Origin of the sequence: Planococcus daihaiensis (genome assembly GCF_049262615.1) — a bacterium.
Classification (GTDB): domain Bacteria; phylum Bacillota; class Bacilli; order Bacillales_A; family Planococcaceae; genus Planococcus.
In genome coordinates, this window is record NZ_CP175504.1 from 388,164 (window position 1) to 413,885 (window position 25,722).

Here is a 25,722-nt window from a genome sequence, read left to right on the forward strand (position 1 = left end):
TCAATCTCTCCCTTTCAGTGCATATTCTAGTACGGCCATGCGGATAAATACTCCGTTTGTCATTTGTTTAAAGATTCGTGAGCGTTCACATTCGACCAGGCTGTCCGCAATTTCGACGCCTCTGTTGATGGGTGCCGGATGCATGATGATTGCCGAGCTCTTCATTTTCATTTCGCGTTCAACGGTTAGGCCATATCGCTCATGATATTGATTTTTCGTAAGCAGCTCACTGATTGCGTGGCGTTTATGCTGAACCCGCAGCAGTTCACTGTCTGCGTGGCGTTCGTGCTGCACACGGAGCATCATGACAACATCAGTGGTTTCTATATAATCATCCAGCTGTTCCGAACTTTCAAAATCGCCACTCCATTCCGGGGGACAAACAAATTTTACTTTAGCACCCAACTGGGCAAGAGCTGCGGCATTCGATTTTGCCACGCGGCTATGCGCGATGTCGCCGGCAATCGTTACATGGATGCCTTCAAAGCGGCCAAACTCTTGCCAGATCGTATACAAGTCCAGCAACGATTGTGTCGGATGCTGTCCAGAACCGTCGCCGCCGTTGATTACTGCCAATTTGATTCCTTCAAGTTGACGATAATATTCTTCTTCACTATGGCGGACGACAATCGCATCCACACCAATTGCTTCCAAAGTTTTTACCGTATCGTAGAGGGTTTCGCCTTTAAGCACACTGGAGAAGCCGGTTTCAAACGGCAGCGCAGTTATGCCGAGTTTATGTTCCGCCATTTCAAAGCTCATTTTCGTGCGGGTGCTCGGTTCGAAAAACAGGTTGGCCACCGTTCCGCCGAGTGCCGCCTGCTCCCCTCTTTCAAAAGCTGTCGCCCGTTCGATCAATCGCATGATAGTGTCGTTCGATAAGTTTTTCGTCGTCAACAGATTTGGCATGTGTTTGTCTCCTTCCATAAAAAACACCTTCCTGAGAGCAGGAAGGTGTGAGGAAACAGAGGCAGACATTGCCCGTGCTTTTCAACCCTTTCCATGCCTCTCGGGACATTCATTAAAAGGTGTTTATTCAGTTCCGTCGTCAAGCTCTTTTTTATCCAGACCCGGCAGCACCAGGTTGAGAATCACACCGATGATTGCTGCGAGAGCCATTCCTTCAATGACGAAGGTTTCGCTGAACTCCAGTCTTGCGCCGCCAATTCCGATAACCAGGATGACAGATGAAATGACCAGATTGCGTTTATTGCCGAAATCGATATTATTGTCGACCAGCATGCGAAGCCCTGAAGAAGCGATGATCCCAAACAGTAGAATCGAGATGCCGCCAAGTACCGCGGTCGGTATCGTTTCGATGGCCGCCATCAATTTCCCGGCAAAGGAAAAGACGATGGCAAAAACAGCTGCACCGAAGATGACGTAAACACTGAACACACGGGTAATTGCCAGGACTCCGATGTTTTCGCCATATGTCGTTTTGGGAGGTCCCCCAATAAGTGAAGATATAAAGGTTCCAAGACCATCGCCCAAAATTGAGCGGTGCAGTCCCGGATCTTTTATGTAATTGCGGTCGACAATCTTGCCGAGCACCAGCTGATGGCCGATGTGTTCAGAGATGGTGACAATCGCAATTGGTACCATAATGAACAGCAAGGTCGGTGTGACCTGGAAAGAATAATCCACACCCGGAAGCAGGAAATCAGGCACTGCAAACCAGGTAGCTTCGCCGATTTTCGTAAAATCGATAATGCCGATCGCTGCTGAGTAGGAATAGCCGACAAGCAGACCAATCAGAATCGGCATTAACGAAATGATGTTCTTAAAGTAAATCGTACAGATGATCGCCGTCAGCAGCGTGACGATTGCGGCTGAAAAGTGCAGCAGGCTGTATTCCGAAGTGTTACCTGCAGCGGGAATTGTCATGGCCATATCGACTGCAGTTCCTGCCAAAGCCAATCCGATGACGATGATGACCGGGCCGACTACGATTGGCGGCAAAATTTTCATCAGCCATTGATAGCCTGTTTTCCAGATGATCAACGACACGAGTGCATATACGGCGGAGACGAACATCGCACCGATCATGGCCGAGCCGATGCCGCCTGATAATGTTGCGACCTGTATCGGCACGATGAAGGCGAAGGAAGATCCCAGATATGCCGGCACTTTGAATTGGGTGATCAATAAGAAAATGATGGTCGCGATGCCGCTTGTCAAAAGCGCAATCGCCGGGCTGAGGCCCACCAGCTGAGGCACGAGAATCGTTGCGCCGAACATGGCGAACATATGTTGGAGGCTCAGTGAAATCCACTGGCCGGTTTTCGGTTTATCTTTTATATCGAGTACTGCTTCGCTCAAAACTTTCTCCCCCGTCTCTCTCTACTATTCGTGTATTGCTACGCGGTCTTTGCCGTCGCTTTCTTTCATTTCCACTACAATGCGTTCGTTGCTCGACGTCGGGATATTCTTGCCGACATAATCCGAGCGGATCGGCAGCTCACGATGTCCTCGGTCGATCAGCACCGCCAGCTGAATCTGCGCCGGGCGGCCGATATCCATGACGGCGTCCATTGCGGCGCGCACCGTGCGGCCGGTGAACAGCACATCGTCGACCAATACCACTTTCTGTCCTTCGATGCTGTGTTCGATGTCGACTTGCTGCACCAGTGGTTCTTTGTTTTTGTTTTTGACGCTCAAGTCATCGCGGTACAAGGTGATATCGAGCTCGCCCGTTTTGATCGCCTTGCCTTCGATTTTCTCCACTTTTTCAGCGAGCCGCTTCGCAATGAATGCGCCTCTTGTTTTGATGCCGACCAGGATGATGTCATCGATGCCTTTATTGCGTTCGATGATTTCATGGGCAATGCGTGTGATGGCTCTTGCCATCGCCTGCTCGTCCAGAATATCCGCTTTTTCTACCATTGTCTCGTCTCCTCCCGGCAAATAAAAAACCTCCTGCCAGAGGGCAGGAGGATAGATGCGCAGAAAATTCCAGCACGGAAGACAGACTTCCGGCTTGCGTAAATACCTTCTCAGCCTCTCTGGACTGTTTTTAAAGGTGTTGTTATTCGATTGGTTTTTTCAAGTATAAAGAACACTTTGTACTTTTGTCAATCCTTCTTTCGAAGAGATTCCAGAAGTTCAGCGAATTCCTCAGGCATTTCTGCCGAGTATTCCATGTATTCTCCGGTTTTTGGATGATCAAAACCGATCACTTCTGCATGAAGCGCCTGGCCGCCGATATCCATCGTTTTCTTCGGTCCATATTTCGGATCACCGACAAGCGGGTAGCCAATGTATTTCATATGAACACGGATCTGGTGCGTACGCCCTGTTTCAAGGCGGCATTCAACCAATGTAAAATCGCCAAAGCGTTCGAGCACACGGAAATGCGTTACCGCGTGTTTGCCTCTATCAACGATCGCCATATTTTGGCGTTCTTTCGGGTCACGCGCAATTGGTGCTTCGATTGTGCCTTTATCATGCGGAATATGTCCGTGGACCAACGCGAGATATTTTCGCGTTACACTTTTTCTGACCAATTGATTGACGAGCGATGTGTGCGACACGTCGTTTTTTGCGACCATCAGCAAGCCCGATGTATCTTTATCAATCCGGTGGACAATGCCGGGACGGACGACGCCGTTGATTCCCGATAAATCGGTGCAATGATGCATCAGACCATTGACGAGGGTTCCTTTTGAATGGCCGGGAGCCGGATGAACGACCATGCCCTTCGGCTTGTTGACGACCAGCACATCAGCATCTTCATAAACGATTTCAAGATCAAGGTCCTCCGGCACCACGTCAAGCTCTTCCGGTATCGGTGGCGTAACGATGATTACGTCTTCAAGACGTACTTTATAATTCGGTTTGACGATTTCGCCATTGACTCTGACTGCCCCGTCTTTGACCCAATTGGCAATTTGTGAACGCGACCACTCTTCATCAATCGAAGAGACCGCCTTGTCAATTCTTTCTCCAGCCATTTCCTCAGTAATTTCTATTGTTAAATCTTCGATTTGGATTGTTAACTCTTCCATTAAGACACCTTTTTCTTTTCTTGTTTTTCGTCATAGATCACGAATACGATCATCAGGATAACCCCGATTGTCAGTGCGGCATCAGCAACATTGAATATTGGAAAATGATAATTGATCCCAGGAATCAGAACGTCGACAAAATCGACGACTTCACCGCGGAGCATTCTGTCGATAAAATTACCGATCGCCCCGCCGAGTATAACCATCAGGCTAATTTGAAACAACGGCTGACCTTGCGCGTGTTTATGGAAGTAATAGAGAATGCCTATAATCACCGCAACGGTAATTATTCCAAACAGCCACATCTGCCCTTCCAGCATGCCCCATGCCGCTCCCCGGTTGCGATGCGACAGCCACGCCAGATACGGTTCAATCACCGGAATCCGTTCGCCGAGTTCCATATTCTGAAGGACCAGCCATTTGGTAAACTGGTCTGCAGCAATGATTACCAATGCGATTGCATAATAAATAAACATACGTTTCCCCCGTCAAATCATCTGTCGTTCTATTTTAACACATTACGCCTTCAAATAGTTAAGGTCTGGAAAGCCGGGCTACCGGTTCTCCAGACCTCGTCAACTTAAGCGTAATGCTTCTCTACTACATCAGCGCATCGTGGACAAAGCGTCGGGTTTGCTTCGCTTTCACCGATTGCGTCTGAAATCGTCCAGCAGCGCTCACATTTTTCACCTTGTGATTTTTCAACCGCCACAGTTACATGATTTAATACCAATGCATCAGCCGGTGCTTCTTCAGGAGATCCACCGAACTCATAATTGGATACGATCAGCAGCTGTGCCACATTGTCATCGACAGAAGCAAGAAGATTTTTGGTTTCTTCAGAGCCGTAGACCGTGACTTTGGCTTCCAGTGATTTACCGATGATTTTCGCTGCGCGCGCTTCTTCCAGCGCTTTCAACACATCATCACGGACAGTCATAAATTTCGACCATTTCGCTTCAAGATCTTTAAAGCCATCATTCACAACAGCTTCAGGGAAATCAGTCAACTGGACGCTGTCTTCTTCAACAAAGCCAAGGTAAGACCACATTTCATCAGCTGTATGCGGAATGATCGGCGCAGACAATTTCAGGATGGCCATCAACGAATCGAACATCACCGTCTGCATGGCACGGCGGTGTGGATGGTCGGCCGCTTCAATGTAAACGACATCTTTGGCAACATCCAGATAGAAGGAACTTAAATCGTTTGCACAATAATTGTTCAAAACATTGTAAATCGTCGAGAACTCATAAGTTTCATAACCTTTGCGTGCTGTTTCAACCATTTTTTGGAGTTTCATCGCCATATACTGATCCATTTCACGCATATCTTCGAACGCCACACGATTCTCTTTTTCATTGAAATCGGCCAGGTTTCCGTGGAGGAATTTCAGCGTATTGCGGATTTTGCGGTACACTTCTGAAACTTGTTTGAAATTCTCATCCGATACGCGAACATCCGCCGTATAATCGACTGATGCCACCCACATGCGGAGAATATCAGCGCCCATTTGGTTCATCACTTTCGCAGGAACGATTACGTTGCCGAGTGATTTACTCATTTTGCGTCCGTTGCCGTCCAGCGTGAAGCCGTGGCTCAGGATTCCTTTATATGGAGCAATTCCGTTGATGGCAACACTTGTCGTCAGCGACGAATTGAACCAGCCGCGGTATTGATCGGAGCCTTCAAGATATAGGTCTGCCGGATATTGCAGGTCTTCGCGCTCATCCAATACGGCCTGGTGGGATGATCCCGAATCGAACCAGACATCCATGATATCCAATTCTTTTGTGAAAATGCCATTCGGGCTGCTTGGGTGTTTGAAACCAGATGGCAGCAATTCAGCGGCCGGTCGTTCGAACCAAATATTCGAGCCGTGTTCTCTGAACAAATCGGCAATATGAGCAATCGTTTCTTGCGTAATGATCGGGTCGCCATTTTCCGCATAAAATACCGGAATCGGCACGCCCCAGACGCGTTGGCGGGAAATATTCCAGTCTCCGCGGTCGCGCAGCATGTTGAAGAGACGCGTCTCTCCCCATGCCGGTGTGAAAGAAGTTTCTTTGATGGCTTTCAGGATATTTTCACGGAAAGCATCAATTGAAACGAACCATTGTGCAGTCGCACGGTAGATGACCGGTTTTTTCGTGCGCCAGTCATGCGGATACGAATGCGTGATAAATGTAAGACTTTCCAACGCGCCCGCTGCGTCCAACGCTTCCGTAATCGTTTTATTGGCTTTATCATAAAATTGCCCTTCAAATCCAGGAGCTTCCTCCGTCATGATTCCGCGTTCGTCGACAGGACACAAAACCTCAAGCCCGTATCTCTTGCCCACTAAAAAGTCGTCTTCACCGTGGCCCGGCGCTGTATGGACACAACCCGTACCCGAATCGACCGTAACGTGATCTCCGAGCATAACAAGTGAAGTACGGTCGTAAAGTGGATGTTTCGTCAAGATATGTTCCAGCTCTGCGCCTTTCATTTCCCGCACCACTTTATGATCTTGCCAGCCAATTTCAGTGGCGACCTCGTCCAACAGTTCACGGGCGATAACAAATAACGAACCATTTGCTTCCACTTCCACATAATCCAGTTTTTCGTGGACAGAGATGCCCATGTTGGCTGGAATGGTCCACGGCGTTGTGGTCCAGATGATGAATTTCGTGCCTTCAGCAAGAACGCCTTTGCCATCGGTCACAGGGAATGATACAAAAATGGAAGGAGATTTTTTGTCGTGATACTCGATTTCCGCTTCTGCAAGCGACGATTCACTTGATGGTGACCAGTAAACCGGCTTTAATCCTTTGTAAATATAGCCTTTGTTCGCCATCGCTCCGAATACTTCAATCTGGCGTGCTTCATAGGCAGGTTTTAACGTGACATACGGGTTTTCCCAGTCACCGCGCACACCGATGCGTTTAAATTGAGTGCGTTGGCTGTCGATTTGCTCGTAAGCATATTCAGCGCAAAGCTTGCGGAATTCTGCAACCGTCATCTCTTTGCGGTTGACGCCTTTATTGGTCAGAGCCTGTTCAATCGGCAATCCGTGCGTATCCCAGCCCGGAACGTATGGCGCATGAAAGCCCATCATTGAACGGGAACGAACGATCATATCCTTCAACACTTTGTTCAGCGCGTGGCCCATATGCAAATCGCCGTTTGCGTATGGCGGTCCGTCATGAAGAACGAAAAACGGCTGGTCTTTCGTCCGCTCTTGTACTCTTCCATAAATATCCATTTCTTCCCATTTCGTTTGCATTTCCGGTTCCCGGTTCGGCAAATTGCCTCGCATCGGGAAATCTGTTTTCGGCATCAATAATGTATCTTTGTAATCCATCCTAATTCCTCCTGTAAACATAATAAAAAGCCCCCCATCCCTGGTAAAGGGACGAGGAGCCAAACTCGCGGTACCACCCTTGTTGCAGCTCAATCGCTGCCACTCGAACACCGTATCGTGGTGAGGACGGATCCGGATACTGATTTTCTCCGGCTCTGCTCAGGAGTGATTTTCCCCACAGCTTTCACACCGGGCTTTCACTGTCCCCGGCTCGCTTTTCTGAATGGCTGTAATTACTGTCTCCGTCAACGCATTTCGTATAAAAATTGCTGATTCTAGTATGTCGTAATTATAAAGAGTGTGGCGCCCTTAGTCAAGGACGGTAGTCTTCGTTATTGTCTTCCAATTTATCAAGCGTCGTCGTATCGACATCATATTCCATCAACGATTCCCAATCATCGGTATCAATCAGGTCAAGCTGCGCTTCCACGATCATTTTGAAACGATTGCGGAAAACCTTCGACTGTTTCTTCAGCTCTTCGATTTCCATGGCAATGCGGCGCGCTTTGGTCAATGATTCATTGACGATGCGGTCACCGTTTTTCTCGGCTTCACGGACAATAAGCTTCGCTTCTTTTTGGGCATTGCGGCGGACTTCTTCTGCAGCTTCCTGGGCAATGACGATGGACTTTTGCAAAGTTCCTTCGATGGTTGTGAAATGGCCGACACGTTCGTCGGTTTGTTTCAAACGCTCTTCAAGATCTTTTTTGTCTTTCATCAGGATTTCATAATCCTTGATGATCTGATCCAGGAATTCGTTCACTTCATCTTCCTGGTATCCGCGAAACGCTTTGCTGAATTCTTTATTATGTATATCCAACGGGGACAATGGCATTCAGTGCACTCTCCTTAAATTATGTTTGTTACTTTCCATTATACCGCCCATTGCATGAAATATCAGTATAATTTTTCATATTCCATGCACGGGCTATTTGCGTTGTTCCAAACGGCCGATCTGCAGACGCACTTTATCTTTCTTCGTTCTTCCTTCGACCATCAGCACTTTAATCCGGCCAAAACCTCTTGAAGATATCATATCCGATTCATGCAATTCGAAAGATGGCTGTTCCTGTGCCGTCCAGTTCACTTTCACTTTTCCTCCGTGAATCAAAGCCGAGGCTTTCTGCCGGGAAATATTATAGACGGAACTGATGACCGCATCGAGTCTCATCGAACTGACAGTATGGGATTCTTCATGCCATTCTTCCGTGGCTGTGATCATCTCGGCTACGTCCTCCACTTCGAGCAATTGCACTTTGACTTTTGCGGCGGAGACGAAATTGGTCTTGAGATACAGGCTCACTTCATCTGCCACTGCAAATTGAATCCGTTCGCCATCAATTCGGATATCACCGAATTTGCTGCGATCCAGTCCGACTGACATCAACGATCCTAAAATATCCGGATGGCGCAAAGTGACGAATTTCACCGGATATTTCAATTCGAATACCTGTATTTGAAAATCTGCCGCTGTCGGTTCGTAATAGGACGGATACAATAGGACTCTTTGGCGCTCGGCATCCGGAAACAAACCGAGTGAAGCCATTTGGATATCGTTTGCGCCAAGAACCGACTGCACGATAAAACGTTCCCGGGGATCCAGAAAGTCAGTGAGTTTCGGTGTATAGCGGTCTTCGACTTCATTCATCCAGCCGGAAACCTGTTCGATAAATTGCTGCTCTTCTTTCCGGAAATGCTGAAAAATGGAATCCATGATGCTGCCCCTTTCTTTTATATATATCTGAACTAATAAATCTTCAGTAACCGATATTCCGCAAAACAGCTTGCTTGCCTGGGGGCTTGCGCTGAGCTAACTCGGTCTCGTTTCACTTCGTCCGAGTGGATCTCAGCACTTCGCTTGGTCCCCTGGGCGTCTGCGCTGTTTTGCTCCATATCTAAGCTATTCTCTCAGCGCCAGCGTGGCTCCGGAACAGGTGAATTCCTTTATTCAACTTAGAAAAAGTTTTTTCAAGAAAAAAACCCCACTCAGCGTGAGGTTGATCTTATAGCATTCCGAATAGGACTGAAATGCCTCTGCTAGCCAACAGCAACGCATAAATCGCGATGATTGGAGAAATGTCGATCATGCCAAGTGGCGGGATGAACTTTCTGAAGATATCCAGATATGGATCTGTCAGGCTCGTGATAAACTGGCCGAATTTCGACTCTTTAAGGCTTGGAATCCAGCTCATCAGGACGCTGGCGATAATTAGGTAGAAATAAATATTCACTGCATTTAATATTAACATTTCGATAATTGCCATCAGTTAGTTATGCACCTCTTTTATTGTTCTTCGTCGTAATAGAAATCTGAAATTGCTCCGTCCACTTCAACCGTATCAGGGACACAAAGGAAAATATCCGTTCCAATGCGTTGGATGTCTCCACCAAGGGCATATACTGTACCACTCAGAAAATCGATGATCCGCAGGCCCTGACTCCGTTCAATGCGCTGAAGATTGACGACAACAGCACGTTTGCTTTTCAAATGCTCGGCAATATCCTGAGCTTCCGCATAGACGCGGGGTTCTGCCAAATGAACCTTTGATGATTTCGATGCGGCAGTCTGCAAACTTACCAGGTTCGGTGTGCTTGCTTCCGTCGCTTTTTGGCGCCGCTCTTTAGGAGATTTGCGGATTTCAGGCGTGACAGACTGTTTTTCATGCTGGGAAGCCTGCTGGTTTTGCTGTTGCGGCTGACCTTCTTCATATTCCTCTAAATAAAAGAAATTCTTGAATGAATTTTTAATGCTCATCACTCTGCCTCACTTTCTGAACCTACTAATGCAGTCCCGATGCGAACAAAAGTCGCGCCTTCCTGCGCTGCTATCAAATAATCATTGGACATGCCCATTGAACACTCCGTGCAGGGGGCATGTGCCCAATTTTTTTCGGCAATTTCCAATTGTAAGGCCTTCAGTCCGCGGAATACTTTCCGCAAAACTTCTTCATCTTCAACGTTCGGCGCCATTGTCATTAATCCAACTACATTAATTTTATCATATGTTTCCAGAGATTTGATAAACTCCAAAGTTTTTTCAGGCAAAATGCCACTCTTGGAATCTTCTTGTGCGACATTAACCTGCACAAAACAATCGATGGTGTGGTCAGCGCGTTTCTGAATTTCTTTGGCAAGGCTCAAACGGTCCAGAGAATGAAGGAAATCAATCCGGTTGATGATGTCCTTTACCTTTCGGCTTTGAAGATTGCCGATGAAATGCCATTTAACATCATCTTTGATCGACTCAGATTTAGCTAAAAAACCTTCCGGACGATTTTCACCAAGATGCTTGATGCCAGCCTCGACTGCTTCCCGGGTCCGTTCGACGCCGACCTGTTTGGTGACAGCAATTACTTCGATTGCTGGTCGGATGGAATCCAATTCATTTCTTACCTCTTTATATACCGGTCTAATAGGTTTCATCAATTCACAACTTTTCTTGAGATGTTCTGTTAATTGTACCAAGTATGAGGCTATTTATCAATTGCACCATTCGGGATGAAGTAAAAAAAACAGCTGCCAGATCGGCAGCTGTTTGGATTAACGTCGTTTTTGTCGATTGCGCAGGAAAGTCGGGATATCCAAAGCGTCATCCTGTGACTTTTCCTGGCGTACCGGTTCCTGTTGATACACGGGAGCCGGTTCTTCGCGGCGCTGCTCCTCGCGGCGTGCTTCACGAAGTGTCGGCTGAGGTGCCTGCTGCTGTTGAATGGATTGCACACGGCTGGAGTTTAGTCCTGAGCCTCTTGGCGTTCTCGGCTGAACCTGTTCCTCATTAAATCCTGTAGCAATTACTGTCACAATAATTTCATCTTTCAAATTATCATTGATAACAGAACCGAAGATCATATTCACATCTTCATCAGATGCTGAAGCAACGATATCTGCTGCTTCCTGAACTTCGTAAAGGCTAAGATTCGATCCGCCGGTAATGTTCATCAGAACACCTTTTGCTCCATCGACCGAAACTTCCAGCAATGGGCTTGAAACAGCTTTTTTGGCGGCTTCAGAAGCACGGTTTTCCCCTGAAGATACGCCGATCCCCATCAACGCTGAACCTTTGTTCGACATAATCGTTTTAACGTCAGCAAAGTCAAGGTTGATAAGGCCAGGAACTGCAATCAGGTCCGAAATACCTTGTACACCCTGGCGAAGAACGTTATCCGCTTCTCGGAACGCTTCCAGCATTGGTGTATTTTTATCTACGATTTCAAGTAAACGATCGTTTGGAATAACGATCAGCGTGTCGACTGATTCTTTCATCTGGCCGATTCCGCCGATTGCTTGTGTCGAACGTTTGCGTCCTTCGAAAGTGAATGGACGAGTTACGACTCCGACTGTCAAAGCGCCAAGTTCTTTGGCGATCGCTGCGATTACTGGAGCAGCTCCTGTTCCTGTCCCGCCGCCCATGCCGGCAGTGACGAATACCATATCTGCTCCGCGCAATGCTTCTTCAATCTGTTCCTTGCTTTCTTCCGCCGCTTTTTTACCCACTTCAGGGTTTGCGCCGGCGCCAAGTCCGCGTGTAAGCTTACCGCCAATTTGAAGGCGGACTTCAGCTCTTGAAAGGTTTAGAGCTTGTGCATCCGTATTTACTGCAATAAATTCAACACCTTGGACACCGTGTTCGATCATGCGGTTTACAGCGTTGTTTCCGCCGCCGCCGACACCGATAACTTTAATTACTGCCATAGCATCAACTGATGTATCAAATTCCAACATTCTTTTTCCTCCTAAAATTGCTCTGCTCTAAGTTGAAGCATGATGCAATGTTTTATTGTTAATAAGAAAGTATAACTTTTTAGATTTAAAAGGATTTTGTAAGAGCGCTTCCTCTTCTCTTACTCGAAAAATTTATCAAACATTTTTTTGGCTTTTGTCACAACGCCTTCGCCATCTTCTTTTTGCTGCTTTTGCTGTCTTTGTTTTTGTGGTTTTGATTCCTGCTCAAGCTTTTGAGGATTGCCCAAAGCGGCTCCGCTGCCAATGCGTCCGTGAAAAACATCATCCATATAAGCGTATTGGATAAGTCCGACCGAAGTCGTATATTGCGGCTCTCTTACCCCGATATATTCTGGAGTGAAGAGACGTACACGGGTTTGAAGTATATTTCTCGCCAATTCAGGAAGGCCTTCAAGTTTGGCCATGCCGCCGGTTAAAACGACTCCTCCTGGAAGGTCCTGTACGCCCAAACGATAGAATTCATCCAAAATCAATTCGAAAAGTTCTTCCAGGCGAACTCCGATTATTTCAGATATGTATTTCTGACTGTATTGCTCTTTTGTATCAGAACCGATTACCGGAACTTCGAACAATTCATCTTCAGAAGCATTATCATAAAAAGCGTGGCCATAATCAAGTTTGATCTTTTCAGCTTGGTCTGTTGGCGTTTTCAGTACGATGGATAAATCTTTCGTTACATGGTCGCCGCCGACCGGTATTACTGATGACGCAATCAGATGCCCATCCTGGAAAATAGCAATTGACGTAGATCCGCCGCCGATATCGATGCAGGCAGTTCCATGATTCTTTTCATCTTCCGTTAACGCATAGTATCCGGCTGCCAGCGGTTGAGGGTAAATATCCCGGATTTGAAGGCCGGCCCTTTCAACGCACCGAAGCACATTATGCAGAATCGTCTTGGATGTCGTCACCATTGTACCATCCATCTCAAGGCGAATCCCAATCATACCCCGCGGATCTTTAATTTCATCCAAATGGTCTACTATATATTGCTCAGGAATTATGTTAACCAATTCCCGTTCTGGGGGAATAGACATAACTTGCGCCGCTTCAAGGACACGGTCCATATCATCATCTGTAATTTCACGATTTTCGCTATTGACTGCTACGACGCCTTTGACAGGCTGCAGTTGCATTTTATTGGCAGGAATTCCAAGAACGACTTCGTGAATCGACTTGCCGATCATTCGTTCAGCCTGATCGACCGCTTTTTTGATCGATTGCACAGTTGCATCTATATCAACGATAGCCCCTTTTTTAATGCCGTTTGATTTGACATTGCCAACACCGATGACGTGCAACGATTTATTGGCCATTTCTCCAATTAAAACTTTTACCGACGAAGACCCGATATCTAAACTTACATACAATTCTGATTGGCTCAATTCGTGGCACCTCCTTATTTTAGTCCATTTACTATTATTCTATTGTAAATTATACACCTTGTCTAAGTAATTTGATGCAACATTTTTTCATTTCATCAGAAAATTCAAACTGATTCCCGTATTTCTTTTTTCTCAGACCATTTACTCAATAAAATGCGCCGGATAACAGCTATATTCTGAAACAGCCGAACGCCGAAAGCGAAGATGGCTGCCAGATATAAATCGACTCCGAGATGAACTCCGAGAAATGCCAGCCCGGCTGCCAGCAGGATATTAAAGAAGAAACCTGAAACAAATACTTTATCGTCATATACTTGTTGAAGATGTGCCCGTACCCCGCCAAAAAGCGTGTCCAGCGCTGCAAGCACTGCAATGGACAAATAGTTTGCGTATTCGGGCGGAATTCTCATATCTGTCAGGAGCCCAAGTGAAACTCCGAGAATCAGTCCCAAAATCGATAGCCACATACCTATTCCCCCTCTGCCGCTCTTAGATGTTCGAGCTTCAGCTCTTCATCATACGCTTCGACCATAATATCTTCCTGCGGCTCTCTGACATCGACCGCCAGATTATCAATATAAAAACTATCAAGAATTTGTGACGCCTTTAAATGATTGTAAAGCTTTTCAGCATCTTCAATTGTATCGGCGACCACCTTCATTTTAAATGGCGGCGTTCCAACCGGTTTGGCGTTGATCGTGGTCTGTCCGTTGATATCGCGTATTGGACTGTTATTGACAATCCGCTTCCCATCGATCGACATGCCGATTCCGTTGAATCGATTAATCTCATTCACTAACCGGATCAACAGCTGCGGCGAAATTTCATCAATGTTTTGTCCGCTCGCTACTGTTTCAGGTGAAGGTTCGATGAAAATTTCAAAACCTGGTCCGCTGCTGTCTGCCAGACCCGCTTTCTGCCTGAGCTCTTCAACCGTATCTCTCAGGGCCTGTTCAGGACTGTCGCTTAATGCCAAATCATATTTTGACAATGTGTCATCAAGCGTGCCGATTTCGGATAATAATTCAGAGTGAAGCTGCTTTTCCCTCGATAGCTCCTGCCTGATTTCCCACACATCCCGTGTGTCCCGGGCATCCGGTTCATTGATCGTATTGAATTGGATTGCGGTCATCAGGCCGATAACAAACAAGATTATCGTAAACCGGGAAAAGACTTTCTTTTTCATGCAACTTCCCCCTCAATCATGATTCCGACAGCAGGGCCGGCATTCTAATGCCTATCCCCTGGTCCATTGTGACAATTATATTATCATTGACCAGCTGATCGAGAACTCCTCCAGACAATTCCATGGAAGCTGCAAGAACTTCCGGATTGCCGATCCCTTCGATGGTAAATGGTGCCGGATACTGCACACCATCAACTTCGATGACTGGACCTGTGCAAACGATTGTCGAATTTGAATGGATTCTTTGTCCATTTACCGCGATCGCTTCTGCTCCAGAAATATACATTTCATGGATTACTTGGAAAACATGGCTTTCATGCACAATATATTCATTCGGATTGACGTCTTGCGCACCATATTCCCCGTCTTCCAGAATGACCTTCAAGCCTTCGCCTTCCACCGGCATCAATCCGATATAGCGGCGAAGCATTTCCGCTTCCTCAGCCATTTCACTGTAAACTTCTTCTCCATCCAAAAAAGAACTTTCATAGTCCTGTAATTCGCTTTGCTTGTCCTGCATTTCTTCACGCAAGGTTTTATTGCGTTCCTGCTGTTCAATCAGCTCTTCGCGAATTCGTTCTTCTTCTTCGAATTGGGCGTTGGCTGTAATCTCGGCATTGCCGTCTCTGGCCTGCGACAGGCTGTAGGAATAAGAAAGGATAAAACCCAGAACCAGGAAAACCAGCGAAAAGATGATGGATTTACTGATTTTTGATTGTTTACGGTTGCGCTGTTTCTTCATCTTCCCCGACCTCCTTTGGCGGACCATAGACGTCATCATAAGAGCGGAAGGTAATGCCTACCTCCATATCGAAAACTCCTTTTTGGCCATCTTCCAATTGAGCAATAAGTGAAGGGTAATAAGTCAGTTTTTCTGCCAGGCTATTTAACTTTGCCCGAATTTCATTGCCATCTGTCATATACAACGTCACATTGGCGGATGAACTCTCCCCTTCCGTCAAAAGGAGCTGCGACAGCATATTGGAGACTTTGGGATCAAGCTGCTCCAACTGGGATGAAAGTTCCAGCCGTGTTTCCGCATTTTCGAAATTAGTAAAAATCGGTCCATCAACTTTGTCGACAGGCAGTTCCACAGCATAGCCGTTCGCAAGCAATTCCTGGTAGCCATTGTCTTTCTCAAGAAAACCGATTGAAGGGGATTCAGCGACTGCAATGTCCACTCCCGTCAGCCATCTTTTATCAACTGCCACCGTTTCGACCCACTCCAGTTCACTGATGGCCTTTGCCGTATCATCCGCATCGAAGGACCACATTGAATCCCCTTCCGCAAGCAGGCTCGCTTCAATATAATCCGACTCCTCGTAAAGAGTTGCCCCAAGAACGGTGATGGATTGAATTTTGCTGTATTTGGACTGGCTATAGATCAATGCAGCCAATAAGATTAGAAAAATGAACAGCAATGCCAGGAATTTGCGATTGGTTCTTTTTCGCCGACGCTCGCGAAGCGTAGGGATGCGTTCTTCAATATCAATCACTTTATCCATAATTGCTGCTCCTTTCTTCTTAATCGTCCGCTTCTGTCACTTTTCTGACCGCTTCGATAAAGGCATCGCCGCGGATTTCGAAACTGTCATACTGATCCCAGCTTGCGCAAGCCGGTGATAAAAGAATGGTATCGCCGTCATTTGAGTGGCTAACCGCCTTTTCGACTGCCCCGGTCATATCCGAGACTTTTTCAACAACGCCGACACCACAATCCAAAGCGAATTGCTCAAATCGATTGGAAGTTTCGCCAAAAGTCACCAGCGCTTTTACCCGGTTCATATAGGGTCTCAACTCTTCAATCGAGTGGTTTCGTTCAAGGCCACCTGCCAATAGCACGATGTTGCCGGGGAATGCCTCCAATGCACTTTTGGTAGCCAGCGCATTGGTCGCTTTCGAATCATTGTAAAATTTCCGACCTTTCCAGTTGACGATAAACTGTGAACGGTGCTTGACTCCAGTAAAAGACGATAGGACACGGATAATAGTTTCTTCTGTGCCCCCCCATAATAATGCTGCAGCCGCAGCCGCTAAAATATTTTCGAGGTTATGTTGACCGCCCAGCAATATTTTGGACCGTTCGATCAATTTTTCCCCCTGCCAATAGATGAACTCATCATCAGCACTGATGCTGTCTTCGGTCTTTCCCTTTAATGTAAAAGGAATGAGGCGTGCTTTGCATTTCGCTGCATAGGCAGCAAGGTGAGGCTGATCGGCATTATAGATAAAATAATCATCCGGCGTTTGATTTTGCGTTAATTTCATCTTCGAAGCTTCATAATCTTCCAAAGTTCCGTGGTAATCGAGATGCGCTTCGTAAAGGTTTGTCACAATAGCGATTTTCGGGCGGAACGTTTCCGTCCCTTTTAATTGGAATGAAGACAGTTCTGTAACAATGACATTATCTGCTTTTGCATGTTCTGCCACTCCACTTGCCACTGTTCCGATATTCCCTGCAACCAACGGTTTTTTCTCATCCTGATTGAGCATATGGAACAACAGAGTGGTAGTTGTTGTTTTGCCGTTGGAGCCGGTGATCCCGATAAACGGTGCTTCACTTATTTTATAAGCCAGCTCGATTTCGGTCCAAACCGGAATTCCTTTTTCTTTTGCTGCCTGGATCATTGGATTGGAATAAGGAATTCCCGGATTTTTAACCAGCAATTCAAATCCTTCTTCCAGAAGATCTTCCGGATGGCGGCCGCAAATGACCGTTACACCAAGATTTAACAGTTCCCGTGCTTCGGGATTTTCTTCAAATGGTTTGGCGTCATTGACGGTGACAAAAGCACCTAATTTATGCAACAGGCGGGCGGCTGTAAAACCGCTCTTCGCCAACCCCAATACCAATACTTTTTTCTGGTGGACCATCGCCAACTCTTTCATTTACATTACCTCCAATACAACGGCAATTACTGCGGCGATCAAACCAGCCAGCCAGAATACCGAAACTACTTTCCATTCGGACCATCCGCTCAATTCGAAATGGTGATGGATCGGACTCATTTTGAAAATCCGTTTTTTTCTTAATTTGAAGCTGCCGACCTGCAGAATGACTGATGCTGTCTCAATGACGAAAACAATTCCGATGAGAAGCAGCAGCAATTCCTGTTTCAACAGAATCGATACCATTGCCAGCGCTCCTCCGAGTGCCAGCGAACCCGTATCGCCCATGAAAACTTTGGCTGGGTATTTATTGAAAATCAGGAACCCGATCAACGCTCCCGCAACTATAAACGTGAATAAAGCAATGGCGGCCTGATCCTGTCTGATGGCCAATACACCGAATGCAGCAAAAGCAATCGATGCCGTGCCAGCTACTAAGCCGTCGAGCCCATCCGTCAAGTTGACCGCATTCGAAAAGCCGACCAGCCAGAAAATGATGAACAGCACATAAAGCCCTGATAATTCAATGGAAATGGTGCTGAATGGAATGACCAGTCCTGTGTCGAAATCAATCATTCCAAGTAAAAAGAATGAAATGACGGCTATAACAATTTGCGCGATAAGTTTTTGCAGGGAAGTAAGCCCCAAATTTCTTTTCAGCACAACTTTTATGAAGTCATCGAGAAAACCGATCAATCCATATCCGAACAGTACCAACAATAGAATCATCAGTTCCGTTACCAGTAAATCTGTAAAAAATGCGACAGCCAAGGCTGTTAGAATGATGGAAATCAGAAAAACCAAACCACCCATTGTCGGTGTGCCGGTTTTCTTCATATGTGATTCCGGTCCTTCTGCGCGGATGCTCTGACCGAATTTCATCCGCTGAAGCAAAGGAATGAAAACGGGCATCAACCCCGCAGTTAACAATAACGCTATGCCAAATCCAAGTAATATATAAACGTCCATAAATGATCTCCTTTAAACATCTTCCTATTCAGATGTATCTTCTATAATTATATCTTCCGTGTCTTCTTCCGGAATGCCTTCCGGACCATCTTTCATTTGCTCTTTATAAGAATCTGCAGGAGTCTGCAATCTCACGACGACGGGTTCACCTTCTGGCAATGAAGTCCCGGCCGACAAGCTTTGATTCACTGCGTAACCCTGCCCCACAATTTCCAATGATAATCCGCTGAGAGCCTGAAAAGCAAGCAATTCCCGCTTGGACCATCCAGTAAAATCAGGCAAGACAGATTCCCCTTCCGTTTGAAGGATGACAGTTCCTCCCGCCAGCAGCACTTCACCTTTTGCAGGGTATTGAGCGGTAACTTCACCAGGAATCCCTGTAGTGACCACATTGATGCCTTGCGAACTCAAATCGGCTGCCACTTCATCTGAAGCTAATGCGTTATAGTCAGTGATATCAATTACCGGTGTTTCTTCCGTATCTTCCGGTTCGATATTCATATATTTCAATCCGTTTTCCATGACCGAAGTGAATATTTCCGATACCGGCTTCGAGCCGTATGCGCCGCCTTTCATCTTCGGCTGCTGCACTCCCACGTACATCACGAGTTCAGGATCTTCAGCAGGTGCCATGCCGACAAAAGAGAAAAGATAATTATCGCTGCCGGTCATATATTTGCCGTCTTTACCCGGAATTTGGGCCGTACCTGTTTTACCTGCAACGCTGTAATCCTGGAGAGCAAAGCTTTTGGCAGAACCATTCTCTGCCGTTACTGTCGATGCCATCACTTCACGCACGATTCGAGCCGTTTCAGCAGATATCGGCTGACCGGCTTGTTGCGGCTCGCCTTTCACCGTAACTTCACCGGTATCGCGATTTTTTATTTCATCTATAATATATGGTTTCATCATCACACCATCGTTGGCAAAAGCCGTTGACGCCTGGATCATCTGGATCGGCGTTACCGTCGAGCCTTGCCCGAACGACGTGGTCAATTTATTGATTTCGCGGTCAGCCAAAATTTTTCCGGTCGCTTCACCGGGAAGGTCGATGCCCGTTTTTTGGCCAAAGCCGAAAGCATCGACGTAGTCCATGAAAATATCCGGTCCGACGCGTTCCAGTAAATAGGCCATCGACACGTTGGAGGAACGTTGGTAACCTTCGAGAAAGCTGATTTCTCCCCATCCTCTTCGTCCATTATGGTCACCAATTATGGTGTTGCCGAATTTATACGTTCCGGATTTAAAAGTGGCATTCGGATCCCATTTTCCTTCTTCAACAGCCGCCGCCAATGTGAACATCTTCATCGGTGAACCTGGCTCAATGGTATGCTGAATGCTTTCGTTCAACCAATTCTCCGAAAGTCCTTCACGCGTATTCGGATTAAAAGAAGGCCGTTGAGACATCGCCAGGATTTCTCCGGTTTTCGGATTGGCAATCAATGCGATCATCCGTGTTGGCTCATATTCTTCCTGGACAGTCGACATCGCGTCTTCGAGGAAATTTTCCAATGTTCGATCCAGGGTCAGTTTGATATCCGCTCCGTCCACTGCCGGTGTAATGGCCGATTCACTGTTAGGCAACAGGAAGCCCCATCGATCGGTATCAAACTCCATTTTCCCGTTTTCGCCGGTCAGAATATCATCGTAAATCAATTCCAGACCCATTTTCCCCTTGGTTACCATGTCCCCATTTTCGAGCTCTTCTTTCATGGCAAAGCCGATTAAATGGGAAGCAAAAACCCCATTTGGATATAATCGTTTAAGGTTTTGAACAAACAGAATGCCTGGAAGCCCTTCATCTTTCATTTCGAGCATTTGCGTATGGCTGATTTCACGTCCCGCAGAACCAAACTCCACCTGATAACGCTCTGTTTCCTGCCCTGTCTGCAAAGTTTCGTATATTTTTTCACGCGGTGTCCCAATATATTCTGAGAGGACATCAGCTGTTTTGTCGATATCCGTCACATGGCGAGGTTTGTCCACTTTTTGTGTAGCACTTTCATCCAAGACAGCAACAAGTTTATAGGACAGGGTATCTTCTGCAATAATCTCTCCTGTACGGTCAAGAATTTTTCCCCGTTCCGCAGCAAGTTCTTCTTCCTGGCTATATTTGGCCGCTGCTTTCGCTGCCAATTCCTGTCCCTCGACCTGGCCAGTAGCCTGAATCGCGACAATTCTTGCCAATAAAAGGAAAAAGAGCCCTGCAAAGACTAAAAACAGCAGAAAGGCTCCCCATTGAAATCGAAACTTTTTTTTCATTGTCCAGGCACTACCTTTACATTTTGCTCATCCAATTTTAGACCAAGCTCTTTCGCTTTTGACCAAATGCGCTCATATGTAGAAAGTTCACTGACTTGCACTGACAAATCCGTATTTTGTCTCTGAATTTCACCGATATCATTTTCAATTGTCTGAATTTCATGGGTGGTCGCCTGAATTGTGGACTGATTTTGAAGAACCAGCAATGCGCACATAACGAATACAGCCAGGAAAGATAAATATAATACTTTTTCCCCTTTGGTGATGAGAGCTTTTTTTCTGACCGGCTGTTGACTCGGTGTGTGAGGAACGGCCGGCTGTTGGATATAACTTTCTTTTCTTGCATTCAACGCCATAAAAACACGTCCTTAGTCTCTAATTTTTTCTGCAATTCGCAATTTCGCTGACCGCGACCGATTGTTATGCTCCAATTCTTCTTCTGACGCAAGAATCGGTTTTCGGGTGATCAGCTTCAATACAGGTTCCATTCCCGAAGGAATAACCGGGAAATTTGGCGGCAATTCCGGAAGCGACGAAGCTTCTTTGAAAATCGTCTTGCAAATTCGGTCTTCCAGCGAATGGAAGGTAATGACACTGATTCTTCCTTTTGGCGCCAATAACGTTATGGCATCCTGCAATGAAGTTTCAGCTGCCCCGAGTTCATCGTTAACTGCAATCCGAATAGCCTGGAAAACACGTTTAGCCGGATGTCCGCCTGTTCTTCTGGCAAAAGCGGGGATGCCGTCTTTAATGCATTCCACTAATTGTCCGGTCGTTTCGATTGGGGCCTTGTCTCTTGCAGCTTCAATTTTCCGCGCAATCTGCTTAGAGAATTTTTCTTCTCCGTAACGGTAAAAGATGCGTACAAGGTCTTCAAAAGCCCAATCATTCACCACTTCATAAGCGCTAAGCGAAGCGCTTTGATCCATCCGCATATCGAGCGGAGCATCATTATGGTAGCTGAATCCACGTTCAGGGGTATCAAGTTGCGGAGATGAAACACCCAGATCGTACAGGATTCCGTCTACTTTTTCGATTCCACGCTCTTCCAGTTCCTTTTTAAGGTCTTTGAAGTTGGCGTGGATAAAAGTGATTCTATGTAAATAATCTTTCAGCTTTTCTTTCGCATGGCCGATTGCTGTTTCATCTTGATCGAAACAGAAAAGATGGCCGTCGTCAGAAAGCTGTTGGACCAAATACTCACTGTGTCCTGCACCGCCGAGGGTGCAATCCACATATATGCCGTCAGGACGAATGTTCAGTCCATCGACAGTCTCATGTAGTAAAACCGTGGTGTGGTTGAACAATACATTCCCTCCGTTTCTAATATTAAAAGTCAAAATCCACCAGGTTTTCTGCGATGTCGTTAAATGAGTCTTCAGATTCTGTAAAATATTCTTCCCAAGAGTCTTTAGCCCAAATTTCAATTCGATTGGAGACACCCAGAATGATGCATTCTTTTTCAAGATTTGCGTATGATACCAAAGTTGAAGGGATGTTGACGCGTCCTTGTTTATCAAGTTCCACTTCTGTGGCCCCCGAAAAAAAGAATCGTGTAAATGCACGTGCGTCTTTTTTGGTGACAGGAAGTTCTTTCAATTTCTCTTCAATCTTCTGCCATTCATCCATTGTGTAACCGAATAAGCATTGATCCAGGCCTCTGGTGATGACAAAATTGTCGCCCAGATGTTCACGAAATTTAGCAGGCACGATTAATCGCCCCTTTGAATCAACGCTATGTTGATATTCGCCCATGAACATACCCTTCACCCCACTTATTGTAATTAATGTACCACAATCCCCCACTTCCCACCACTTGTTTTTGAAATATTTCATAAATGTTACAAAACGCAATCTCACTATAACTTCTTGAGACGCAAAAAAGCCTGCCGCAGCAGACTTTAGAGGTTTTACAGATAGATGATCTTGTGATTTTTGTCATATTTCAAATTCTGGCTTAATAGCTTGTCCACCAAATCCATTCCGTAATCATTCAGATAAGGAATCGGGTTCCAAATGCGTTCTTGTGGAGAGCCATTCGGCATTAATTCGTTTTCCAGCAAATCTAAATGGTTAAATTGGATGGCGTTTTGCTGAATCACTTCATCTTCCAATTTGTTCTTCAGAAAATCCAGCTGCTTCAAATGAAATTGCAGATTCTTTTCAACAAGAGGAGTCAATCCTTTACTCACTTCAGTGAATTTCTCCCGGATCTCTGTAAATTGGTCCTGAATACTCATTTCCAATTTCCCAATCAATTCCTCTGCTTCCCGGTCCCGAATCGAATCGAGTAGCTGAGCTTTCAAAGCCGCAGCTTTCTGATGGATAACCAGATCTTCAAATGACAGACTGTATTTTTCCAACAGCACTTGCACCTTCCGATTTATGATGGTCATTCCCAGCCGGGGCATTACAACAGGCATTTCCATTTCAAGCAGTCCAAACGCATTCTTTAAAACTGACCAATAAGCGATTTCCCCTGGTCCGCCCACGAATGCCAGCACAGGAAAAACCATTTCCTGCATCAATGGACGCGTCACAACATTATTGCTGAGCATTTCTGGTGTTTTTTCAGCGATTTCCAGTAACTCTGCTTCATTGAAGCGGACTGTTCCGTTATTGCCGGTAAAAAGTTGTCCCTCCCGTTTTAAGAGGATCCGCTCGCCTTTGATGGTGATGAAAAGATTGGCCGCATCTTTTTCGGCGGACAGAGAAGGGTTATAGCCGGCAGCCAGCAGCTCCTGCTCTGCGCTATAAACTTCATCGGCAATGGCAGGAGCAAAAGTGATCAGCCGTTTGAAATACGCTGCTTCGTATCTTCTCAACTCAGGATGGGCAGCGTCGATAAACAACAGGCCTTCCTCGCGAAAGAAATGATTCAGGAATGCTGAGAAAAATTCTGTATAGGTGTCGGTTGAATCCAAAAAGCCGAAGACCAATTGCTGCAACTCCGCTGAATGGTCTGTTTCAGGCAAACTCCGGAAATATTCTTCGAGAAAGCTTCTGATTTTCGCTTTGTTCAAATGGGCAGTGGATGCCGTCTTCTTGCCGTACTCCATATGTGGAAAATTGAGTTTCTCCACACGCCCGTTTACTTCGCGGTAAAGATGGCTGATTTCGGCCAGGTCATGATCTTCTCCTGCTATCCAAAAGACCGGCACCACTTTTGTACCCAATTGCTCTTTCGCTTCTTTCGCTAAGAGAATCGCGGATATAGCTTTATGGATGGTGTACAACGGCCCGGTAAGAAGTCCTGCCTGCTGGCCTGTAATAACAACAGATGCACCTTGCTGAAAATCATTCAGATGTTCTTCCGTCTTATCTGAGATGCCGTATGGTTCCATATACGCACGAATGATGGCGGTTAAGCTGTCACGGTCAGCATCGTGCTTCTGAAGTTGTTTCTGTCTGCTTTCAAACGAGCCGTGGTCTGGGCTGTAAGAAAAATAATGGCGAAGCTTTTCTTCGCCATTTATGTAATCGTTCATTAAATTACTGGATGGTGGTACAACTTGTTGTGCTAATTTCATCTTGCGAATCCCCTTTTCCATTACATATCACCTACTATATCAGACCCGGCGATACATGAAAAAAAATCAGCCTGCAAGCTGCAAAAAAAATGCATCGACGCAAATCATCAGAAAAAACTGATGAGCGTCAATGCCAGGCCAGTAAGCCAGATGAACACATACCCCGTACACAGCAGAAGAAAATAGAGGCGCCAGGTTTTTCTGATATATTTCAGAATTTCAATCTCTTTTGTTTTCTTCCATTCGATTACCAGTAAACCGATTGCCAGAAGAATTGCCGTAATCGAAATAACGAATGAGATATTGACACCCCAAAGGGCTTCCACTGAAACTGGAACCGTCAGAAACAACAGGAATGTTGTCATATCTGCCGAAAAGCCAATCGCTCCCCTTTTCAGCTTTTTGCGGCTAAGAAATAAAAATAAGATAAATGCAAGAAACGGTGCAAAGATGAATATTGCAGCAATGTTATGTAGAAAACTCATCACTCTTTTTCAGCCGCCTTCAATAGATGATAGAAAGCCTGCAAAGTCGGAAGTGTATAGGGCGATCGCCTGATTGTATAAAGCACAATGGTATCCACTTCCGATTTCCGGCCTGCCAATTTATCGGCAAGCATGGAAGAGGTGTTTTCTGCAGTAGCGGCACACAAAGCTGTCACCTGTTCAAATGGCAGCAGCGTGTCAATTTCCGGAAACGCCGTATACAATTCCGTATAAACATTCTTCAATAATTCATAGGCATGGGGATTGCTTAATAATTCCCCATTCTTCACAGATAATAAAGCCGTGAGGGGATTGATCATGCTGTTCAGCAAAACTTTGCGCAACAGCATTTTATCGGAATCCGAATGCCATTCGGCTTTGACTCCGCCAATTTCAAGCAACGGAAGGAATTGCTCCTCGTTACCTCTCAGCAGGGCGAATTTAAAAATGCCTTTGCCGGTATGCCTCACTTCTGTTTCGCTGACTTTTAAAGCGCCGTGCTCGACGATGCCTGCGGCAATATTTTTTTGCGGCAAATTCCGCAGCAATTCCAGATGCATCATGCCGTTTTGCAGGAAGACCACCGGATTATCCAGAGACTTTCTTTTTAACGTGCTGATCACTTCCGGCAAATGATTGTATTTCACTGTGATGAAAATAAATGCGTCCGCCGGAATTTCGTCCCACTCTGTTGTTGCTCTTATGATGTGGACTTTTCCGTCTTTCGTGATGCCCTGTTTATTGATCAGCTCTGCCTGCTCTCGCCTGCGGGTGATCAATTGCACATCGCATCCAGCTTCTTTTAACAGCGAAGCCGTCAGCATGCCTACCGCTCCAGCGCCGATAACAGCAAAATTCATGATAACCCTCCCAGCGAACAAATCGGATTTCTTTTAAAAAAGAAGCCTGCCGATTGGGCAGAC

The 25,722-nt window shown here is 46.1% G+C and carries 26 protein-coding genes and 1 other annotated feature; all 26 genes read right to left on the minus strand.

What is annotated here, in order from left to right; all coding sequences use genetic code 11:
• The gene (pyrB, locus tag DHX103_RS01900) at nt 1-909 is read right to left on the minus strand and encodes an aspartate carbamoyltransferase (RefSeq protein WP_422123585.1); all 909 of its coding nucleotides are present in this window, start codon (nt 907-909) and stop codon (nt 1-3) included.
• A 123-nt stretch (nt 910-1,032) separates the two neighbouring features.
• Entirely contained in the window at nt 1,033-2,322 is a 1,290-nt protein-coding gene (locus DHX103_RS01905; protein ID WP_422123586.1) for a solute carrier family 23 protein, read from the minus strand.
• Nucleotides 2,323-2,346: 24 nt separating this feature from the next.
• Nucleotides 2,347-2,886 (minus strand): bifunctional pyr operon transcriptional regulator/uracil phosphoribosyltransferase PyrR, encoded by a 540-nt coding sequence (gene pyrR, locus DHX103_RS01910; protein WP_422123587.1) that lies wholly within the window; start codon nt 2,884-2,886, stop codon nt 2,347-2,349.
• A 188-nt stretch (nt 2,887-3,074) separates the two neighbouring features.
• Nucleotides 3,075-4,007: an RluA family pseudouridine synthase gene (locus DHX103_RS01915; protein ID WP_422123588.1), complete on the minus strand. Its 933-nt coding sequence runs from the start codon at nt 4,005-4,007 to the stop codon at nt 3,075-3,077.
• Entirely contained in the window at nt 4,007-4,483 is a 477-nt protein-coding gene (gene lspA / locus DHX103_RS01920; RefSeq protein ID WP_422123589.1) for a signal peptidase II, read from the minus strand. The genes DHX103_RS01915 and lspA overlap by 1 nt, the downstream gene beginning before the upstream one ends.
• A gap of 104 nt (nt 4,484-4,587) precedes the next feature.
• Entirely contained in the window at nt 4,588-7,350 is a 2,763-nt protein-coding gene (ileS, locus tag DHX103_RS01925; RefSeq protein ID WP_422123590.1) for an isoleucine--tRNA ligase, read from the minus strand.
• 44 nt (nt 7,351-7,394) lie between these two features.
• Nucleotides 7,395-7,608, minus strand: a binding site (T-box leader).
• 55 nt (nt 7,609-7,663) lie between these two features.
• Nucleotides 7,664-8,185: a DivIVA domain-containing protein gene (locus DHX103_RS01930; RefSeq protein WP_422123591.1), complete on the minus strand. Its 522-nt coding sequence runs from the start codon at nt 8,183-8,185 to the stop codon at nt 7,664-7,666.
• Between the two features lie 93 nt (nt 8,186-8,278).
• Nucleotides 8,279-9,064, minus strand: coding sequence for an RNA-binding protein (locus DHX103_RS01935; protein WP_422123592.1), 786 nt, complete (start codon nt 9,062-9,064; stop codon nt 8,279-8,281).
• Between the two features lie 289 nt (nt 9,065-9,353).
• A complete protein-coding gene (locus tag DHX103_RS01940) occupies nt 9,354-9,614 on the minus strand; it encodes a YggT family protein (protein ID WP_422123593.1) in 261 nt (86 codons plus the stop codon).
• A gap of 20 nt (nt 9,615-9,634) precedes the next feature.
• The gene (locus tag DHX103_RS01945; protein WP_422123594.1) at nt 9,635-10,105 is read right to left on the minus strand and encodes a cell division protein SepF; all 471 of its coding nucleotides are present in this window, start codon (nt 10,103-10,105) and stop codon (nt 9,635-9,637) included.
• The gene (locus tag DHX103_RS01950) at nt 10,105-10,773 is read right to left on the minus strand and encodes a YggS family pyridoxal phosphate-dependent enzyme (protein WP_422123595.1); all 669 of its coding nucleotides are present in this window, start codon (nt 10,771-10,773) and stop codon (nt 10,105-10,107) included. Before DHX103_RS01950 ends, DHX103_RS01945 begins: the two co-directional genes overlap by 1 nt.
• Before the next feature lie 117 nt (nt 10,774-10,890).
• Nucleotides 10,891-12,072, minus strand: a complete 1,182-nt coding sequence (gene ftsZ, locus DHX103_RS01955; protein WP_422123596.1) for a cell division protein FtsZ — start codon at nt 12,070-12,072, stop codon at nt 10,891-10,893.
• 119 nt (nt 12,073-12,191) lie between these two features.
• Nucleotides 12,192-13,478, minus strand: a complete 1,287-nt coding sequence (gene ftsA / locus DHX103_RS01960; RefSeq protein ID WP_422123597.1) for a cell division protein FtsA — start codon at nt 13,476-13,478, stop codon at nt 12,192-12,194.
• A 104-nt stretch (nt 13,479-13,582) separates the two neighbouring features.
• A complete protein-coding gene (locus DHX103_RS01965; protein ID WP_422123598.1) occupies nt 13,583-13,945 on the minus strand; it encodes a small basic family protein in 363 nt (120 codons plus the stop codon).
• A 2-nt stretch (nt 13,946-13,947) separates the two neighbouring features.
• Complete coding sequence (locus tag DHX103_RS01970) at nt 13,948-14,664, minus strand: DUF881 domain-containing protein (protein ID WP_422123599.1); 717 nt, start codon at nt 14,662-14,664, stop codon at nt 13,948-13,950.
• 16 nt (nt 14,665-14,680) lie between these two features.
• Nucleotides 14,681-15,406, minus strand: a complete 726-nt coding sequence (locus DHX103_RS01975) for a DUF881 domain-containing protein (protein WP_422123600.1) — start codon at nt 15,404-15,406, stop codon at nt 14,681-14,683.
• The gene (locus tag DHX103_RS01980) at nt 15,384-16,169 is read right to left on the minus strand and encodes a cell division protein FtsQ/DivIB (RefSeq protein ID WP_422123601.1); all 786 of its coding nucleotides are present in this window, start codon (nt 16,167-16,169) and stop codon (nt 15,384-15,386) included. Before DHX103_RS01980 ends, DHX103_RS01975 begins: the two co-directional genes overlap by 23 nt.
• A 19-nt stretch (nt 16,170-16,188) precedes the next feature.
• Nucleotides 16,189-17,553: a UDP-N-acetylmuramoyl-L-alanine--D-glutamate ligase gene (murD, locus tag DHX103_RS01985; RefSeq protein ID WP_422123602.1), complete on the minus strand. Its 1,365-nt coding sequence runs from the start codon at nt 17,551-17,553 to the stop codon at nt 16,189-16,191.
• Complete coding sequence (mraY, locus tag DHX103_RS01990; RefSeq protein WP_422123603.1) at nt 17,554-18,522, minus strand: phospho-N-acetylmuramoyl-pentapeptide-transferase; 969 nt, start codon at nt 18,520-18,522, stop codon at nt 17,554-17,556.
• Nucleotides 18,523-18,546: 24 nt separating this feature from the next.
• On the minus strand, nt 18,547-20,784 hold the full coding sequence (locus DHX103_RS01995; protein ID WP_422123604.1) for a penicillin-binding transpeptidase domain-containing protein: 2,238 nt from the start codon (nt 20,782-20,784) through the stop codon (nt 18,547-18,549).
• Nucleotides 20,781-21,140: a cell division protein FtsL gene (ftsL, locus tag DHX103_RS02000; RefSeq protein WP_422123605.1), complete on the minus strand. Its 360-nt coding sequence runs from the start codon at nt 21,138-21,140 to the stop codon at nt 20,781-20,783. The genes DHX103_RS01995 and ftsL overlap by 4 nt, the downstream gene beginning before the upstream one ends.
• Before the next feature lie 12 nt (nt 21,141-21,152).
• Nucleotides 21,153-22,091 (minus strand): 16S rRNA (cytosine(1402)-N(4))-methyltransferase RsmH, encoded by a 939-nt coding sequence (gene rsmH, locus DHX103_RS02005; RefSeq protein ID WP_422123606.1) that lies wholly within the window; start codon nt 22,089-22,091, stop codon nt 21,153-21,155.
• A gap of 22 nt (nt 22,092-22,113) precedes the next feature.
• Nucleotides 22,114-22,545: a division/cell wall cluster transcriptional repressor MraZ gene (gene mraZ / locus DHX103_RS02010; protein ID WP_422124706.1), complete on the minus strand. Its 432-nt coding sequence runs from the start codon at nt 22,543-22,545 to the stop codon at nt 22,114-22,116.
• A gap of 149 nt (nt 22,546-22,694) precedes the next feature.
• The gene (bshC, locus tag DHX103_RS02015) at nt 22,695-24,314 is read right to left on the minus strand and encodes a bacillithiol biosynthesis cysteine-adding enzyme BshC (protein WP_422123607.1); all 1,620 of its coding nucleotides are present in this window, start codon (nt 24,312-24,314) and stop codon (nt 22,695-22,697) included.
• A gap of 107 nt (nt 24,315-24,421) precedes the next feature.
• Nucleotides 24,422-24,799, minus strand: a complete 378-nt coding sequence (locus DHX103_RS02020) for a DUF3397 family protein (protein ID WP_422124707.1) — start codon at nt 24,797-24,799, stop codon at nt 24,422-24,424.
• Nucleotides 24,799-25,659, minus strand: a complete 861-nt coding sequence (locus DHX103_RS02025; RefSeq protein ID WP_422123608.1) for a 2-dehydropantoate 2-reductase — start codon at nt 25,657-25,659, stop codon at nt 24,799-24,801. Before DHX103_RS02025 ends, DHX103_RS02020 begins: the two co-directional genes overlap by 1 nt.
• Nucleotides 25,660-25,722: the final 63 nt, after the last annotated feature.